This is a genomic window from Embleya sp. NPDC001921 (genome assembly GCF_053594475.1).
On sequence record NZ_JBSFEO010000048.1, the window covers coordinates 76,372 to 90,462 of the forward strand.

12 protein-coding genes and 3 pseudogenes are annotated in these 14,091 nt (G+C 70.9%); 8 read left to right on the plus strand and 7 right to left on the minus strand.

Annotated elements, in window-relative coordinates:
• Positions 1 to 231: 231 nt before the first annotated feature.
• Positions 232 to 831, minus strand: a complete 600-nt coding sequence (locus tag ACWCPW_RS40535) for a TetR/AcrR family transcriptional regulator (protein WP_449766620.1) — start codon at positions 829 to 831, stop codon at positions 232 to 234.
• Between the two features lie 127 nt (positions 832 to 958).
• Here ACWCPW_RS40535 and ACWCPW_RS40540 point away from each other — a divergent pair, with 127 nt between their 5' ends.
• Positions 959 to 1,663 carry a siderophore-interacting protein gene (locus tag ACWCPW_RS40540; protein WP_449766621.1) on the plus strand — a complete coding sequence of 235 codons (705 nt, stop codon included), beginning with the start codon at positions 959 to 961 and terminating at the stop codon, positions 1,661 to 1,663.
• Entirely contained in the window at positions 1,660 to 2,931 is a 1,272-nt protein-coding gene (locus ACWCPW_RS40545) for an MFS transporter (protein ID WP_449766622.1), read from the plus strand. The genes ACWCPW_RS40540 and ACWCPW_RS40545 overlap by 4 nt, the downstream gene beginning before the upstream one ends.
• 269 nt (positions 2,932 to 3,200) lie before the next feature.
• Here ACWCPW_RS40545 and ACWCPW_RS40550 read toward each other — a convergent pair.
• A pseudogene (locus ACWCPW_RS40550) lies at positions 3,201 to 3,869 on the minus strand (NADP-dependent oxidoreductase); the annotation flags it as partial.
• A 101-nt stretch (positions 3,870 to 3,970) separates the two neighbouring features.
• On the minus strand, positions 3,971 to 4,612 hold the full coding sequence (locus ACWCPW_RS40555) for an iron-sulfur cluster assembly scaffold protein (protein ID WP_449766623.1): 642 nt from the start codon (positions 4,610 to 4,612) through the stop codon (positions 3,971 to 3,973).
• 830 nt (positions 4,613 to 5,442) lie between these two features.
• Between ACWCPW_RS40555 and ACWCPW_RS40560 the strand changes: the two genes are divergently transcribed.
• Positions 5,443 to 6,675, plus strand: a complete 1,233-nt coding sequence (locus ACWCPW_RS40560) for a methyltransferase domain-containing protein (RefSeq protein WP_449766624.1) — start codon at positions 5,443 to 5,445, stop codon at positions 6,673 to 6,675.
• Positions 6,676 to 7,250: 575 nt separating this feature from the next.
• Here the strand turns inward: ACWCPW_RS40560 and ACWCPW_RS40565 are convergent.
• The gene (locus tag ACWCPW_RS40565; protein WP_449766625.1) at positions 7,251 to 8,639 is read right to left on the minus strand and encodes a protein kinase domain-containing protein; all 1,389 of its coding nucleotides are present in this window, start codon (positions 8,637 to 8,639) and stop codon (positions 7,251 to 7,253) included.
• Positions 8,640 to 9,351: 712 nt separating this feature from the next.
• On the opposite strand from ACWCPW_RS40565, the pseudogene ACWCPW_RS40570 reads away from it, so the two are divergent.
• Both ACWCPW_RS40570 and ACWCPW_RS40575 read left to right on the plus strand, forming a co-directional pair.
• Positions 9,352 to 9,783 (plus strand): annotated as a pseudogene (locus ACWCPW_RS40570) (SDR family NAD(P)-dependent oxidoreductase); the annotation flags it as partial.
• A 25-nt stretch (positions 9,784 to 9,808) separates the two neighbouring features.
• A pseudogene (locus tag ACWCPW_RS40575) lies at positions 9,809 to 10,000 on the plus strand (SDR family NAD(P)-dependent oxidoreductase); the annotation flags it as partial.
• 471 nt (positions 10,001 to 10,471) lie between these two features.
• Here the strand turns inward: ACWCPW_RS40575 and ACWCPW_RS40580 are convergent.
• The 3 genes from ACWCPW_RS40580 to ACWCPW_RS40590 form a co-directional block, all read right to left on the minus strand.
• The gene (locus ACWCPW_RS40580) at positions 10,472 to 10,951 is read right to left on the minus strand and encodes a hypothetical protein (RefSeq protein ID WP_449766632.1); all 480 of its coding nucleotides are present in this window, start codon (positions 10,949 to 10,951) and stop codon (positions 10,472 to 10,474) included.
• A complete protein-coding gene (locus ACWCPW_RS40585) occupies positions 10,939 to 11,178 on the minus strand; it encodes a hypothetical protein (protein ID WP_449766633.1) in 240 nt (79 codons plus the stop codon). The genes ACWCPW_RS40580 and ACWCPW_RS40585 overlap by 13 nt, the downstream gene beginning before the upstream one ends.
• 402 nt (positions 11,179 to 11,580) lie before the next feature.
• On the minus strand, positions 11,581 to 11,922 hold the full coding sequence (locus tag ACWCPW_RS40590; protein ID WP_449766626.1) for an STAS domain-containing protein: 342 nt from the start codon (positions 11,920 to 11,922) through the stop codon (positions 11,581 to 11,583).
• A gap of 282 nt (positions 11,923 to 12,204) precedes the next feature.
• Between ACWCPW_RS40590 and ACWCPW_RS40595 the strand changes: the two genes are divergently transcribed.
• The 3 genes from ACWCPW_RS40595 (at position 12,205) to ACWCPW_RS40605 (ending at position 13,995) form a co-directional block, all read left to right on the plus strand.
• On the plus strand, positions 12,205 to 12,792 hold the full coding sequence (locus ACWCPW_RS40595) for a TetR/AcrR family transcriptional regulator (RefSeq protein WP_449766627.1): 588 nt from the start codon (positions 12,205 to 12,207) through the stop codon (positions 12,790 to 12,792).
• A 26-nt stretch (positions 12,793 to 12,818) separates the two neighbouring features.
• Positions 12,819 to 13,241, plus strand: coding sequence for a hypothetical protein (locus ACWCPW_RS40600; RefSeq protein ID WP_449766628.1), 423 nt, complete (start codon positions 12,819 to 12,821; stop codon positions 13,239 to 13,241).
• 313 nt (positions 13,242 to 13,554) lie between these two features.
• A complete protein-coding gene (locus tag ACWCPW_RS40605; RefSeq protein WP_449766629.1) occupies positions 13,555 to 13,995 on the plus strand; it encodes a hypothetical protein in 441 nt (146 codons plus the stop codon).
• Positions 13,996 to 14,091 lie beyond the last annotated feature (96 nt).

Sequence of the window (14,091 nt, forward strand, 5' to 3'; positions counted from 1 at the left end):
GCAGCACCGCTGCTCCCGAAACCCGGAACCCGGGCACCGGGTCTGGGAGTCGGGCACGGGCACGGGGCAGAGCGCGGCGCCGGCCGGCTGACGCGCCGAGGAGCACTTCCGGCCGGGCGCGGTTTTCACATGAGTGTCCGGGGTGAGGCGCCTCGCCGGTCGGGACCCGAACGACGGCGAACAGCCGCGTGGTTGAAGGAATCGGGTCGGGCTCGGGTCGCGCCGGGCGGTTCAGCGCGGGGGGCGGCCCGCTGTCCAGGCGCCGAGGAGGAGCCCGGTGTGGTCGGCGAGTTGGGCCGGTGTCAGGGGGTCCCCGGTCTCCAGGATGACGGCGACGACAGGGCCGGCGAGTTGGGCGGCGGCCAGCGGCGGAGTGGGCATGGCGGGGGCGTGCGGACGTACGCGAGCGAGCACGGCCGAGGTGGCGGTGCCGACGAGGTCGGCGGCGCGGACGAGATCGCGTACCGCGCTGTCGTGCTGCGCTTCGCCCAGCAGTGCCCGGTAGGCGAGGCCGGCCGGCGAGGTGGTGAGGAAGGTGGTCAGCGCTTCGAGGAAGGCGAGGAGGTCGTCGGCGGGACGGGCCTGCGGCTCGACGGCCAATTCGTGGGCGGCGTCGGATGTGCTCGCCTCCAGCAGGATCTCGGCCTTGGTGGACCACCACCGGTAGACGGTCTGGCGCCCGACTCCGGCGCGCTCCGCGATGCCCTTCATGGTCATCGCCGCGTACCCCTGCTCGACGAGCATGTCGTCGACGGCGTGGAGAACGGCGATCCGCGCCGATTCGCTGCGGGGGCGTCCGGGTGTGGCCGGTCCGTGGGCTGTGCGTGACATGCGACCAGCTTATCAAGACACGATGCCTCGAAATGATGCTAGCCTCATATCGAGGCACGATGCCTCGAAATTGAGGCGGGGCGCCACAGGCATGTCCCGCCGTCCCCGAACACCACAGGGAAACCCCATGAAGACAACCCACCGCTGTACGGTGCTGGCCCGGCACCACCTCACCCCCCGCACGGTCAGACTCACCCTGGGCGGCCCGACCCTCACCGGCGTTACTCCCCTGCCGGCCCAGGACATCGAGGTGCTGCTCGCCGACGCCCGCGGAAGCCGGGTCAAGCGGCACTACACCATCCGGTACGCCCGCCCGCAGGCCGGCGAGTGGGACATCGACGCGGTCCTGCACCCCGGCGGCGGCCCGGGCAGCACCTGGGCGGCGAGCGCCGAACCCGGTTCCCCCGTGGAATTCGTCGGCCCCCGAGGGAAACTGCGACTCCGGCCCGCCGAGGGCCATCTGTTCGTCGGCGACGAAGCCTCCCTGCCGGCGATCGCGGCCCTGACCGAGGCGCTGCCGGCCGGCCAGGAGGCCGCCGTCGTCGTCGAGACCGAGTCTGCCGCCGACCGGGTCCCGATCGCGGCGGGCCGGGTGCGCTGGCTCGAGCGCGACGGCGTCCCGGCCGGCGACCCGCGGGCGCTTCTCGCCGCGGTCGCACAGGAGTTCCGGGCGGGCCGCTTCGAACAGGTCTACCTCCTCACCGAGGCCCACGCGGCGCGGGCGCTCCGCGAACTCGCGCACGGCGCGGGCGTCCGACCCGACCACGTCTTCGCCAAGGGCTACTGGACCGCCGACCGCCGCCCCGCCCTCACGCCGCGGAACCCGACGTGACCCCAACGGCGCCAAAATCACCGGGCGGACCGACGAAGCGACAGGTCACGGCGGCCTTCCGAGGACTGCTGGTCGTCCGGCTGCTCGGCGCCCTGGCCAACGGCGTCATGCTGCCCTTCGTCATCCTGTGGGCGCATCGTGTCGGCGGGCTGAGCGGAGCGGCGGCCGGCGCGCTGTTCCTCGTCCAGGCCGTCGGCGAGTTCACCGGCGGTCTGGCGGGCGGCGCCCTGGCCGACCGCATCGGCCACCGCCGCATGCTGCTGCTGTCCACCACCGGGATGGCCCTCGGCTACGGCAGCCTCTTCCTGGTGCACCACCCGATACCCGCCCTCGGTCTGTTCCTCGCCGCGGGGCTCTTCGAGTCGGCGTTCCACCCCACGATCGCGGCGCTCATCGGCGACCTGCACGCCGATGAGGACCTCGCCCACGCGTTCGGCCTGACCCGCGTGGTGGCAAGCGTCGGTGGGGTGATCGGCCCGATCCTCGGAGCCGCAGCCGTCACCTTCTCGCTGTCGGGCGTCTTCGCCGCGGCAGGCGTCCTGCTCGTCGGCGCAGCCCTGACGGTACTCGTCGTCGTTCCCCCCGACCGCGTCATCGGCCCGGAGACGGCCGAGAAGGACACCGGGGAGAACGCCGCGCAGGTGTACGGCGCAGTCACCGGGATCCTGCGCGACCGCAGACTGGCACTGCTCATCCTCGGCGGCAGCCTGCTCAGCATCACCTTCACCTGGTGGGAAGCCGACGGCCTGGTACTCCTGCGCGAACTCCACCCCCTGGGCGCCACCGCCTACGCGGCCCTGTTCGCCATCGACGCCCTCGCCATCATCGTGTTCCAACTCCCCATCACCCGCTGGACCCGCCGACACGACACCGGTCGCCTGCTCTTCCTCGGCGCCGCGCTCCAGGGCGCGGGCCTCGCGGGATTCGCCGCCGCCGGACTCGGCTACCCCGCCCTCGTCACAGCCGTCCTCGTCACCTCCCTCGGCATGATGATCTCCGGCCCCGCCACCTCGGCCTTCATCACCCGCCACGCCCCACCGGGACGCAGTGCCACCTACCAGGCCGCCCTGTCCACCACACAGGACATCGGCACCGCGATCGGCCCCACCTCCGGACTCGCCCTCGCCCGCATCGCCACTCCCGCCCTGGTATGGATCTCGGCGCTCCCCCTGGGCCTCCTCGCCGGCCTCGCCACCGCCCGCGCCACCCGCACGCCCTCACGACCGGCCCCCGAAACCGCGACGGCCCGCAGCGCACACCCGTCGTGAAACACGAGCCTCGGGACGTGTCCGTACCGACCCTGTCTCCCATCCGCTGGTGCGGTGCGGGTCCGCCGGTGCTCACGAACCGGGAAGTGGCCCGGGGCGTGTCCGTCTCGCTGACACATGGTCTTGTCGGCGGACCACTGCTCCGGGGCTGCCCCGGTTTCCCGATGCCTACCCACACCGGGCAGTCCGACGTGCAGTCTTCATGACGCGTGGGTCTCGACGCGTGGGTCTCGCGGGGGCCTCGCGCGCGCGAGGTCCCCGCGACAGGATCAGAGGGTGAGGACGAGTTTGCCCTGGAGGTGGCCGGCGTCGAGCAGGCGGTGTGCGTCGGCGACGCGTTCGAAGGGGAACGTCTCCTGGACGTGGACCCGGAGCCCGCCCTGTTCGACCAGTTCGACGAGACCTCGCAGGGCGACCGGGTCGGGGTCGACCGCGATGCCGCTGAAGCGCATCCCGGCCGCCTCGTACGCGGCGATCAGCCCCGCGTCGTCCTCGGCGACCGCCGTCACCAAGTGACCGCCCGGGCGCAGTACGGCGAGGGAGCCTTCGACGGTGTCGCCGCCGATCGTGTCGAGTACGACGTCGACGTCGCGGACGGCCTCGGCGAAGTCGACCCTGGTGTAGTCGATCACTTCGTCGGCGCCGAACTGCTCGACGAAGTCCCGCTTGTCGCCGCCGGCGGTCGTGATCACATGCGCGCCCAGTGCTTTCGCGATCTGGATCGCGACGTGGCCGACTCCGCCGCCTCCGCCGTGGATCAAAACCCGGTCGCCCTCGCCGACGCCGGCGAGGTCGACCAGGCCCTGCCACGCCGTCAGCCCGACGATCGGCAGCGCCGCCGCCTCGACGTGCGAGAGCGACGCCGGCTTGTGTACCAGGTGCAGCCCCCGCCCAACTCCTCTGGGCACCAAGGGAATTCCCGGACCCGGGCGGGGCCGGCGACTCCGACCCCGCCCGCAGCGTCCCCGCAGTCGCCGTACCAGCAACCCCGGCACCCCTCATCACGCCGACCGCACCGTCCACACCACCCGCACCGGCGTCACGGGCAGGAGATGCGCACCTCGTCCCCCTTCGCGTCCGCCGCGGCGCTCGGCGCGCCCTCCAACGTGGCGCTCGCGACTTCGTAGTTGCCGTCCTGCCATTCGCCGGAGGCCTTGCTCATCGCCTCGGCGTTGGCTTGGTACAGGTCCCGCCATTCCCGCAGCGGGCGCGCCTCGTTCGGGTCGGTCGGCAAGGCGACGCCCTTGATGCGCGTTGTCAGCGCGGCAAGTTCCGTACTCGCCTGGGACAGACTCAGACCGACCGCGTTCAGGTCCTGATCGGCGACGGCCTGGTTGAGTTCGGTGACCCGTCGCGTGATGCCGTCGATCTTGTCGCCACAGATCCTGTTCACCGTCTCGACGTACGCCGCGCCCGTCTGCGCCGGCTTGCCGTCGTCCCTGGGACCCGAATCCCCGCCGGCACGCGGGTTGTCGACCCCTCCCCCGCTCCCGCCGTCGCCCGTCACGTCAAGCGGGCCGATGCCCAACGCGACCAGCACGCTGAGCACGGTCGCGAGCGTACCCACCAGTGTGAGGACCAGCATGAGCCTGCCGTGTCCCTCCTCGCGTCTGCGCTCGCCCCCGGGCGGCGGCATCTGCTGCGGATACGACTGATAGGGCTGTTCGTGTCGATAACGCATTCTGTCTCCGGATCCCCGCGTTTCCCAAAGCTTCGATGCCCCGCGCGCGTGCGCGCCGGGTGGACTTCAGGCCGTGCCGGATCCCGCCCAGTCGTCCGCAGGACCCCCCTCGCGGAAACCGCCGACTGGACCGGGCCCCCCGCTCCGACCCCTGTGTGACTTGTGTGGGGTATTCGCGTCGTCGACCCGGGCCGAAGCCGTATCGACGTCGATGTCCGGATGGACGGCACCGCACCGGTGACGGTTCCCGGAGCGGGCCCTCGGAGATCACGACGAGGGATGACCATCGGTGAAACCCCGGCCACAGATGCCCGAACCAAGACATGGCACCCATATCCGCTGCTCACTCACGGAACCACACCGTTCGTCCAACCGCGGTAAGGACGGTTCTCGACCGTCCACGCCACGGACCCGGATCCGGCTTGCGTGGGGGGCGTGTTGGGCATGGTAAGCTTGTCGGCCGTGTCGGGGGACGGCCGTTGGGGATGCGGCCCGCAATGTCGACCGCAACGGAATAGGTCCCGGCAACGCGCTGATCACGCTCATGAGCCTCCGCACGGCACGACATGCACGGAACCGTGGACGAGCATCGACCCCGCCCGAACGGTGGGGATGCGTCCGTTCGCCGGTTGCACACAGCGTATTGACGCTCACGCTCCGCGGTTACTAGGGTGCGGTCAGTAGCCGCTCGGAAGGTGGTTCGCGATGCCCGGTGATCACGGCGGTTCGCCCGCTCCGATTCAGCCTCCGCAGCCGGAGCCCGATCCGACTCCGGGTGATCCGTCCAAGGACGGCAGTACGCCTCCCGGGCCCGGTCAGCGGCGCAAGCCGTGACCGTGGTCGGATCCGACTCCCTGGCGGCGCTGTTGGCACAAAAGGGTGTGTTGCCGGACGGGTGGCGGCCGATGTTCGAGCGAGTCGCGCGGGGGGAGTTCGTCCCCGATCGGGTCTGGCCGGAGGACGGCGACGTCGTCGTCGACCGCCGCCGTGATCCGAAGGCGTGGCGGGCGGCGGTGTATTCGGATCGTGCGTTGGTGACCCGGTGGGACGACGGCCGGCACAAAGGCGACGACGCGGGGCGGTTGGCGACATCGTCGGCGTCGGCGCCCTCGACCGTCGCCGAGATGCTGTTCGACCTCGATGCCCACCCGGGCATGCGGGTGTTGGAGATCGGGACCGGGACCGGGTACAGCGCCGCGCTGCTGGCCGCGCGCGGCTGCGACGTCGTCTCGGTCGAGATCGACCCCGAACTCGCACATCAGGCCAGGGCGAACCTGGCGCGGGCCGGGTACGGCGACGCCGTCCGGGTCGTCACCGGCGACGGTGTCCTGGGGCATTCGGCCTGGGGCCCGTACGACCGGGTCCAAGTCACCGCCGGCGTGCGCCGCATCCCCGCGGCGTGGATCGAGCAGGCGAGGCCGGGCGCGGTGATCGTCATGCCCTGGGGCACCGACTACACCACCGGGGACTGCGCCCTGCGCCTGGTCGTCGACGAGGACGGACGGTGCGCGAGTGGGCCGTTCACGATGGCCACCGCGTTCATGAAACTCCGGTGGCAACGCCCCGATCGCCACCACTACGGCGCCGCGTCGCTCCCCTCCGACTGGGCTGGTGCCGCCGCCGCGTCCACGACCTCGCTCGGCTGGAACGACGTGGTCGCCGGGCCGTTCGACCCCGTCGGCTTCGTCCTGGGGCTGCACGTACCCCACTGCCTCGCCCAACCCGTCCCGAACGGACACGACGGCGGAACCCTGTGGCTGCACGCCGCGGACACCGGCCACGGCCATTCCACCGCCGCCGCCGGATTCGCCCTCGGCCACACCCCCCATGTTCTACAGAGCGGGCCGCGACACCTGTGGGACGAGGTTCAGGCGGCGTGGTGCTGGTGGGACGGGCAAGGACGCCCCACCGTCCACGACTTCGGCCTCACCGCCACCATCACCAAGGCCGCCGACAGGACCGTCGACACGGCCGTCGTCGAGCAACTCGCGTGGTACCGCGACCGAAACCACCCACTCGCCCCGGCGATGCCCGACCAACACCCCGCCGGAGCGGCCTACTGAGCACCGGGACGCGTAAACGCCTACGCCGGCCACGCAACGAACCGGGCGCTGACTGAAGACCTGCCGGACGCGGCATGCGCAGCAAAGGTGGCGGAGCCCGACGATCGGGACTGGAAGTCGGAACTGCCACCGATGAAGGGGCCGACGCAGACGAACTGCCCCAACGTCGCGGCCATGGCCGACAGTGGCGGAGGATTGATCGTGTTCGGTGTCCGTGAGACGCGGAAGGCGGCGAGCGGGCGCGCCGATGTGTGGGCGGGGTCGACGAGGCGTACGAGCGGGCGCTGCGCTCGGTGGCGATCACCGCGCGTCAAACGGGCATGGAACTCGCTTCGAAAGAGGGACAGTTCGCCGAACGCTGCAGCACGCTCCCGCCTGTGCGGCGGACTCGTCACCACGGCCTTCGCTCCGTTCCACGGCCCTTCGGGTCGAAGTACCGGATCGGGCGAAGGCCGCTGACGTCTCGGCTCATCGGCGAAGGCTCGGACATGCGACGCACCCGGACCGGGCTGCCGGTACAGCGCCCTGAAGGTCGAACGACCAGCGGACGTTCGATTGACCTCTACTGACGTCGATCACGCCGTGAACACCGTGTACACCAGGTACATCACCACGAATACGCCCGTCGTGACCCTCGCCGAAACGGCCGCGGTCTTCTTGGGCAGTCCCCTGGCGAGCAACTCCGAAAGCCCCCAGTGCATGGGGCCGACGCCGAGGACGCAGATCGTGGTCAACTCCCGGAAGGTCAGGGGCTTCCCGTCCTCGAAGTGCGTTGGCAACCCCCAGAACACCATCAACGCCAGGCCCCACAGCAAGCCGATGACCTCCGCCACGGCCCAACCCCACCCGCCTGAGGGCCGGTCCACTCGCGGCGGCTCGTCCACCGGGGGTGTGCGGCCGCCGGCGTCGGGGAGCGTGGCGACGCCCACCGGCGCCGGCAGGGTCCGCGCGGTGGCCGTGTGCCCGTGGGGAGTTGCCGCGGTCCCGGGCTCGGTGGTGCCGGGCTCGGTGGTGCCGGGCTCGGTGGTGCCGGGCTCGGTGGTGCCGGGCTCGGTGGTGCCGGGCTCGGCAGAGGCGCTCAGCAGGCCTGCGGTCGCGCGCAGGATGGCCTGGGTGACCGCCGGCGGCAGCCAGCCCGCGTCCGCTCCGACGTGGGTGGGCGGGGCGGGAACCATCGCGCGGGCCGCGCCCGCGGCGGGACGGGCTGCGGGGTCCTTGGCGAGCGCGGCGTCGAGCAGCGGTACGAGCGAGCCGGGCAGACCGGCCAGGTCGGGGTCGCGTGTCGTCAGGTTCGCGAACAGGACCGGCAGGGAGTCGCCGGGGAACGGGGGGCGCCCGGTGCCGGCGTGGGCCAGGACCGCGCCGGCTGAGAATATGTCACTCTCGGGTCCGACGTCGGAGCGTTCGAACTGCTCCGGCGACATGAACCCCCAAGTCCCCACGGTCTGCCCGGTCCGGGTCAGGCCGGTCGCGCCGGACAGGCGGGCGATCCCGAAGTCGATGACCTTCGGGCCGTCGACTCCCAGGATGATGTTCGACGGTTTGATGTCCCGGTGCACCAGACCGGCCGCGTGCACCCCGGCCAACGCCGTGAACAGACCTGCCGCCAGCTCCAGCAAAGACGCCTCGGGCAGCGGACCGAACCGCGCCACCGCCTCGCCCAGCGAGATCCCCGGAACGAACTCGGTAGCAAGCCAAGGCAGTTCCGCATCAGGGTCGGCGTCGACCACCGCCGCGGTGAACGCCGCGCCGACGTTGCGGGCGGCATCGACCTCGCGGACGAACCGGCGCCGGAACTCGGCCTGCCCGCCGTCCAGCAACTCCGGCCGCACCACCTTGACCGCCACCGCCGCACCGTCCGCGCCCCGGCCCAGGAACACCCTGCCCATGCCCCCGGAGCCCAACACCCCCACCAGCCGGAACCGATCCACCCGGCGCGGATCCTCGGCACTCAATGGCTGCATGTGATACCCCCGTTGGTCGGCCGGCCCTGAACTGCTCAGCCTGCCTCGTCGCATGACACGAGCGCAGAGCATCGCACGCACGGCCCCCGCGGCTCCACTGGACGGCTGCACCGGTCCAGGCAACGCTGTGCGATTCCGGGCTTGGACACGTTCCGGGTCGTTGCCGGACTGCGCAATGCGGCCACCCCGCCCCGGACATCGGGACCGGTGTGTCCCGGGCGCAGAACTCGGCCCGGTGTTGCCCGTGGGGACCGAAGTCGACGATCGGGACACATTCGACGATGATGAACCCCCGCGCCCTCGTCTCGGCGGGCACGGCGTAGGGCCCGGGTCGGTCGGCGGTGGGTTCCCGGTCGCGAGCTTTCTTCGAACCGCCGACGGGTCCCCGTTCTACACACCCCACGCCTGGCGGACAGCGCGCAGGCGCTCGCGAGAGTCCTCGATCCAGTCGGCGTTCGCGGAGCCGAGGCGCAGTGGGATCCGCACACGGATCCCGGTCCATCGGCCGCCCCGCCGCGACCTCCGCCTCGGCCGGTTCCCACAGCCGATACTGCACCCGGTAGACGTACTCCCCGCCGAGTTCGCGCAGCCGCGAGCGGCGTTCGTAGGCCAACAGATCCGGATCGAGTCCGCGGACCACGCCGCCCGCCACGATCAGCAACTCGGCGCGCAGACCCTCGTGTTGCCCGTCGTCGGGCAACGCGGCCAGGCGATGGGCCCAGATTCGGGCGAGTTCGCGTCGGTCCTCGTCGGGCAACGCCCGCAACCACGCGGTGCCGGCGGTGCCGGGCCCCGTCATGGTGCCGTTGCGGCCCGCGGCCCGCATCACCGCGTCCGCCAGACCCGCCATATCCCCGCGCACAGCGAAGTCGGCGTACTCGGCGGTTTGTTCGGCCAACACACCCTCGTCCCGCATCCAGTCCACGCCACCGAGACTGGACACCCGTCCCGACACACCCCGCCGGCAGGTACGCGCGACATCACCACCGACGCGGCGGGCGTCATCGGCGCCGCGGTCGAGACCTGGGGCCGCGTCGACATCCCGGTCAACAACGCGGGCATCTCCGGCGGTGGGGAGATCGACGCCATCCCCGACGCCGAGTTCCGCCGCATGGTCGACGTGCACTACTGGGGCGCCGTCGAGATGATCCGCGCCCGCGTGGCCGATCATGCGGGCCCAAGGGTACGGACGCGTCGTCAACTCGTCGTCGACGTCGGTCCTGGGCATCCCGCACACCAGCCACTACATCTCGGCCAAGGCCGGCGTCCTCGGTCTGACCCGAGCCCTCGCACAGGACGGCCTGGCCCATGGGATCAAGGTCAACGCGATCATGCCGACCGCGTACACCCGGCTGACCGCCGAGATCCCCGACGACGGACTGCGGGCCCTCCTCGAACACTTCTGCAAGGCCGACTACGGCCCGCCGTTCGTCGCGGTGCTCGCGGACGAGAACGCCCCGTGCACCGGCGAGACGTTCAGCGTGGGCGCGGGCCGCGCCGCGCGAGTCTTCCCGGGAATGGCGCCCGGCTACATCTCCCCCGATCCCGGCTCCGCGACGCCCGGCGAATACCTCGCCGACTTCGACCGGATCCTCGCGACCGAGGACCACATCGTGGCGAACCAGTGCCATGGACCAAGTGGTCCTCTCCGCCAAAATGCTCGGCATCGACGCCGGCACACCGACCGTCGGCGCGTAGAACCGCCCTCCCGCCCTCCCGCCCTCCCGTCGATTTCGGCGAGGATCGTTTCGGACGACGACCCGGCGGACGGCGACTCGGAGGCGGTCCGATCGAAGAAGCTCGGGTGGTTCCGGCCGCGGATGGGTGGGGCATTATGTGATCCGAATATTCGTGCAGGACGGTCCGTGTTGTGCGCGATCTCCGCAATCAAGATCCGACGGGTTTCCGGTGTTGTTGGTGAAGATGCTGACACCGACCGCCCCCGTCGGAAGCGAGATCGGAATATCGACTTGCTGCTCCACCACGCCCTTGTCGTCGGGCCTGAGCAGGCTCTCGTAGAGGTTGATCGAGTCCTCGGGCACGTCACCGCCGGCTGCCATGGCGTTGACGTATACCTCGATACTCGACCAGGATTCGACTCCGTCGGCATGAATTCGAAAGCTCAGCTTGATGTCCGGCGGAGGTCCGGTGAGTTTGACGTCGCTGATGGTCGGGCGACCGTTGCCGCCGGCGGCTGCGGCGGCGCCGACCACAGCCACGCTGAGAGCGACCATATAGAAGATCACGCCGAGGATGAGCACAATGGTTTCCCAGAGGATGCCCCTGCGGGTGGGGCGGATCAACAACGCCACGATGCTGCACACGATAGCGAGATGGCGCAGAGCGAGACCACATGGATTGGCCAAGACTCGTTGTTGAGAGCAACGAATACGATGTCGCTGGTAAGTCCGAGGGCGGTCATGACGCCCGCGACGGTGACAAGGGCACCGGCCAGGATCTTGGCGACGTCGTCCAGGCATTTTCCGACCGCCGCCTGTTTTTCGTGAGGCAGGGAATCGGATTCTTGCGCGCAATCCATTTCCTTCTCCCTGCTCGTGCGAGTCTCCTCGTCAGGGCCTCCGGCACATTGGATTTCCATGCTGCCGGGAGTCTCTCGTCGGCAATACTGGATTCGGTCGGAGACTCCCGCGCCCGAGGGTGCGCCGAACAGCGCAACGAATATTCGACGCCAAGGCGGACCCGGCACCCGACGACAGCCACATCTCCACCGTCTCGGTGCCCGCGACGTGCCGCGGGGTCGCGTTCGGGGATACGCCGGGCGAAATATCGACGCCGGGCAGGCGTACCACCACGGAGAGCGGAACCGCGGTGGCGCGGATCCGGGCCGACGGCCGGAACGAATTTCCGGCACCCGGGACCGCCGCGCTCGGCGGTCCAACGTGCTTGGGCGGTCCAACGTGCGTCGGCGTCGGAGGTCAGGTCACGCCGCGAGGGGCATCCCGAAGACGCGGCCGGTGTCGGTGAGGGCCAGGAGGCGGGCCACGACGGGGGTCGGGTCGTGAAGGAACACGGTGGCGTTCAGGGTTGCGGCGCGCCTGCGTGCGCGCAGGAGGACGCCCAGACCGGTGCAGTCACAGAAGCGGACCGCGTTCATGTCTACGTGGACTTCGCCGGCGTGGTGGTTCAGGCACTCGTGGAGGGCGCGTTCGAGGTCGGGTGCGGAGTCGATGTCGATCTCGCCCACGGGTGTGACCACGGCCCGGGGGCCGGCCAGGACGACGGAAACGGTGAAATCGGAACAGAAATCGGAACAGATGGGCATCGGAGTTCTTCCTCACGTCGGTGAAGGTGTCCGGCCCGGGGAGACCGCGGGTACACGGCGGCGCCCGCTCTCCATTCATTCCCTATCGGGTTCATCGCTGTCAACCACGCGAGCGCACGGGCGCGGTGTCCTCGTCCGGGTGAGTTCGGCGTGACCCGGCCACCTTCCGCCGCGACCGCGGTGCCCCGTCGCCGGCGATCGGACCGTTGCGCCCGAGGCGGTGAAGGGGTTCGGTTCACCCGGCGGTTGTTAACCAAACGGGTCGACCCGTAAGGTAAGGCCATGAGTTCCTCTCCTCCCCTCAAGGGGCGTCCCAGGGATCCCCGGTCGCACGCGGCGATCATCGGCGCGACCGTGGCTCTGGTGGTCGAGGTCGGCTACGCGGCGACCTCGATCGGGGCCGTGGCCGCACGCGCCGGGGTCGGCAAGGACACCATCTATCGGCGGTGGTCGGGGAAGCCGGAACTGGTCTTCGAGGCCGTGTTCACCACCACCGACGACGCCCCGATCCCGAACACCGGCACACTCACCGGGGACCTGACCGAACTGCTCGAATCCCTGATCGACGAGTTCCGCTCACCGGCCGGCGGCGCGGCGCTGCCGGGGCTGCTCGCCGACTTCGCCGCCGATCCGGCCCTGAGGACACGTATCCGCACGGATTTCCTGGCCCCGTCGAAGGACCGACTGGCGGTCGTCTTCGACCGGGCAGCACGGCGCGGCGAGATCGCCGCCGAGACGCCGGTCGACCTGGTCCTGGACACGTTGGCCGGAGCGGTGTTCTTCCATGTCGCGCTGGTCGGCGAATCCCCGACGCCCCGACTGGCCGGCCGACTGGCCGCGATGATCTCGCGCGGCATCGAGATCCGCTGAACTCCCGCCCCACACCGGAGGTTTCCGTGCCAAAGACCGCCATCATCACCCCCACGACCCCCGCGACCCCGGCCGGCCGCCGCTGGCCGCTGTGGACAGCCGCCGCCCTCGCCGCGGGCATCACCGGACTTCACCTGTTCGGCACCTCCGAGTTCGTCGACCCCCTGCTCGGCGCCGACGACCTCGACGACTCCGTCGTCCAGCTCTTCCGCGTGCTGTGGCACCTGTGCTCACTGCTGCTCGCCGCCCTCGCGGTCACCCTGGCCTGGGCCGCACGCGCCGAACGAACGGCCGCACGGCCGGTCCTGGCCCTCGCCTGGTTCATCGCCGCCGCGTTCACCTGCGTGTTCTTCGCCGTCAATGTGGCGGCCTTCGGCGGCGCGGTGTTCACCCTGCCCCAGTGGACCCTGTTCGTACCGCTGCTCGTACTCATACCGCTGTCCCGCTGACCGGGCCGCCGGCACGGCAACACGCGGCCGGGTCGGAGGGCAGTAGTAGACCGAGCGCACTGCGACGAGATCGAGTTCGCGCCGCTTGTTGCGCACGACCCGGACCAGGTCGCGCCGTCCAACGACGCGGGCAGGGACAGTTCAAGCTGGAACTCGGCCGGATCGACGCGGAAGAGCGGCACCGCGCGCCGGTTCAAGGACAGATCCTTGGGGAGGATGCCGCCGGTGACCGGGACCAGGACCAGGAACCGGAACGCGAACGGCACCGGGCCTGGTGCACCGGGGTGGCGGCCGGGCAGGCTAGTTTGCTCGGGTGACTCTCCTTGATGATGTAGCCGAGCGCGACGGCTGGCGGTGCTGGGTGTGCGACGAACCGGTCGACCCCGACGAGTCGGTGAACGACCCGCGCGGGCCCAGTGTCGACAGCCGGACCGCCGACCGGAAGGCCAAGGTCGCCGAGCGGCTCGCGCACCGCGGGTGCAACACCCGCAAGGGCGCGGTCAAGGTGGTCATCCCCTGGCCGGATCGCCTGTACGTGGTCGAACCCGCGCCGCTGATCACCGTTGCCGGGAGGCTGGAGCGCAAAGGCGGCCGCGAGATGGTGGGCCGGTGTCCGACCAGGAAGGACGCCCAGGAGGCGGCGGATTGGTTGGTGGACCGGTTCTCCCGGCTGGTACCGGGGCTGCCGGTGACCGCCGACATCGAGGCGGGCGGCGGTCAGTTCCTCGTCGTCCTGGCCACCGGCCGCCGCTGACCGCCTGCCGCCTCGACCGCCCCGAAGCGGGTGTCGCGCGGGTGGGGCTCGGTCGCGGCCGGCCCCCAACCGGGCCCGGCCCGCCCCCGCCCCGGT

What these genes read in the sequence shown, in the direction of transcription:
- ACWCPW_RS40590 (WP_449766626.1), bottom strand. Translation starts at nt 11,922, where the DNA reads ATGCCCATCTGTTCCGATTTCTGTTCCGATTTCACCGTTTCCGTCGTC.
- ACWCPW_RS40585 (WP_449766633.1), bottom strand. Translation starts at nt 11,178, where the DNA reads ATGGATTGCGCGCAAGAATCCGATTCCCTGCCTCACGAAAAACAGGCG.
- ACWCPW_RS40540 (WP_449766621.1), top strand. Translation starts at nt 959, where the DNA reads ATGAAGACAACCCACCGCTGTACGGTGCTGGCCCGGCACCACCTCACC.
- ACWCPW_RS40535 (WP_449766620.1), bottom strand. Translation starts at nt 831, where the DNA reads ATGTCACGCACAGCCCACGGACCGGCCACACCCGGACGCCCCCGCAGC.
- ACWCPW_RS40555 (WP_449766623.1), bottom strand. Translation starts at nt 4,612, where the DNA reads ATGCGTTATCGACACGAACAGCCCTATCAGTCGTATCCGCAGCAGATG.
- ACWCPW_RS40565 (WP_449766625.1), bottom strand. Translation starts at nt 8,639, where the DNA reads ATGCAGCCATTGAGTGCCGAGGATCCGCGCCGGGTGGATCGGTTCCGG.
- ACWCPW_RS40595 (WP_449766627.1), top strand. Translation starts at nt 12,205, where the DNA reads ATGAGTTCCTCTCCTCCCCTCAAGGGGCGTCCCAGGGATCCCCGGTCG.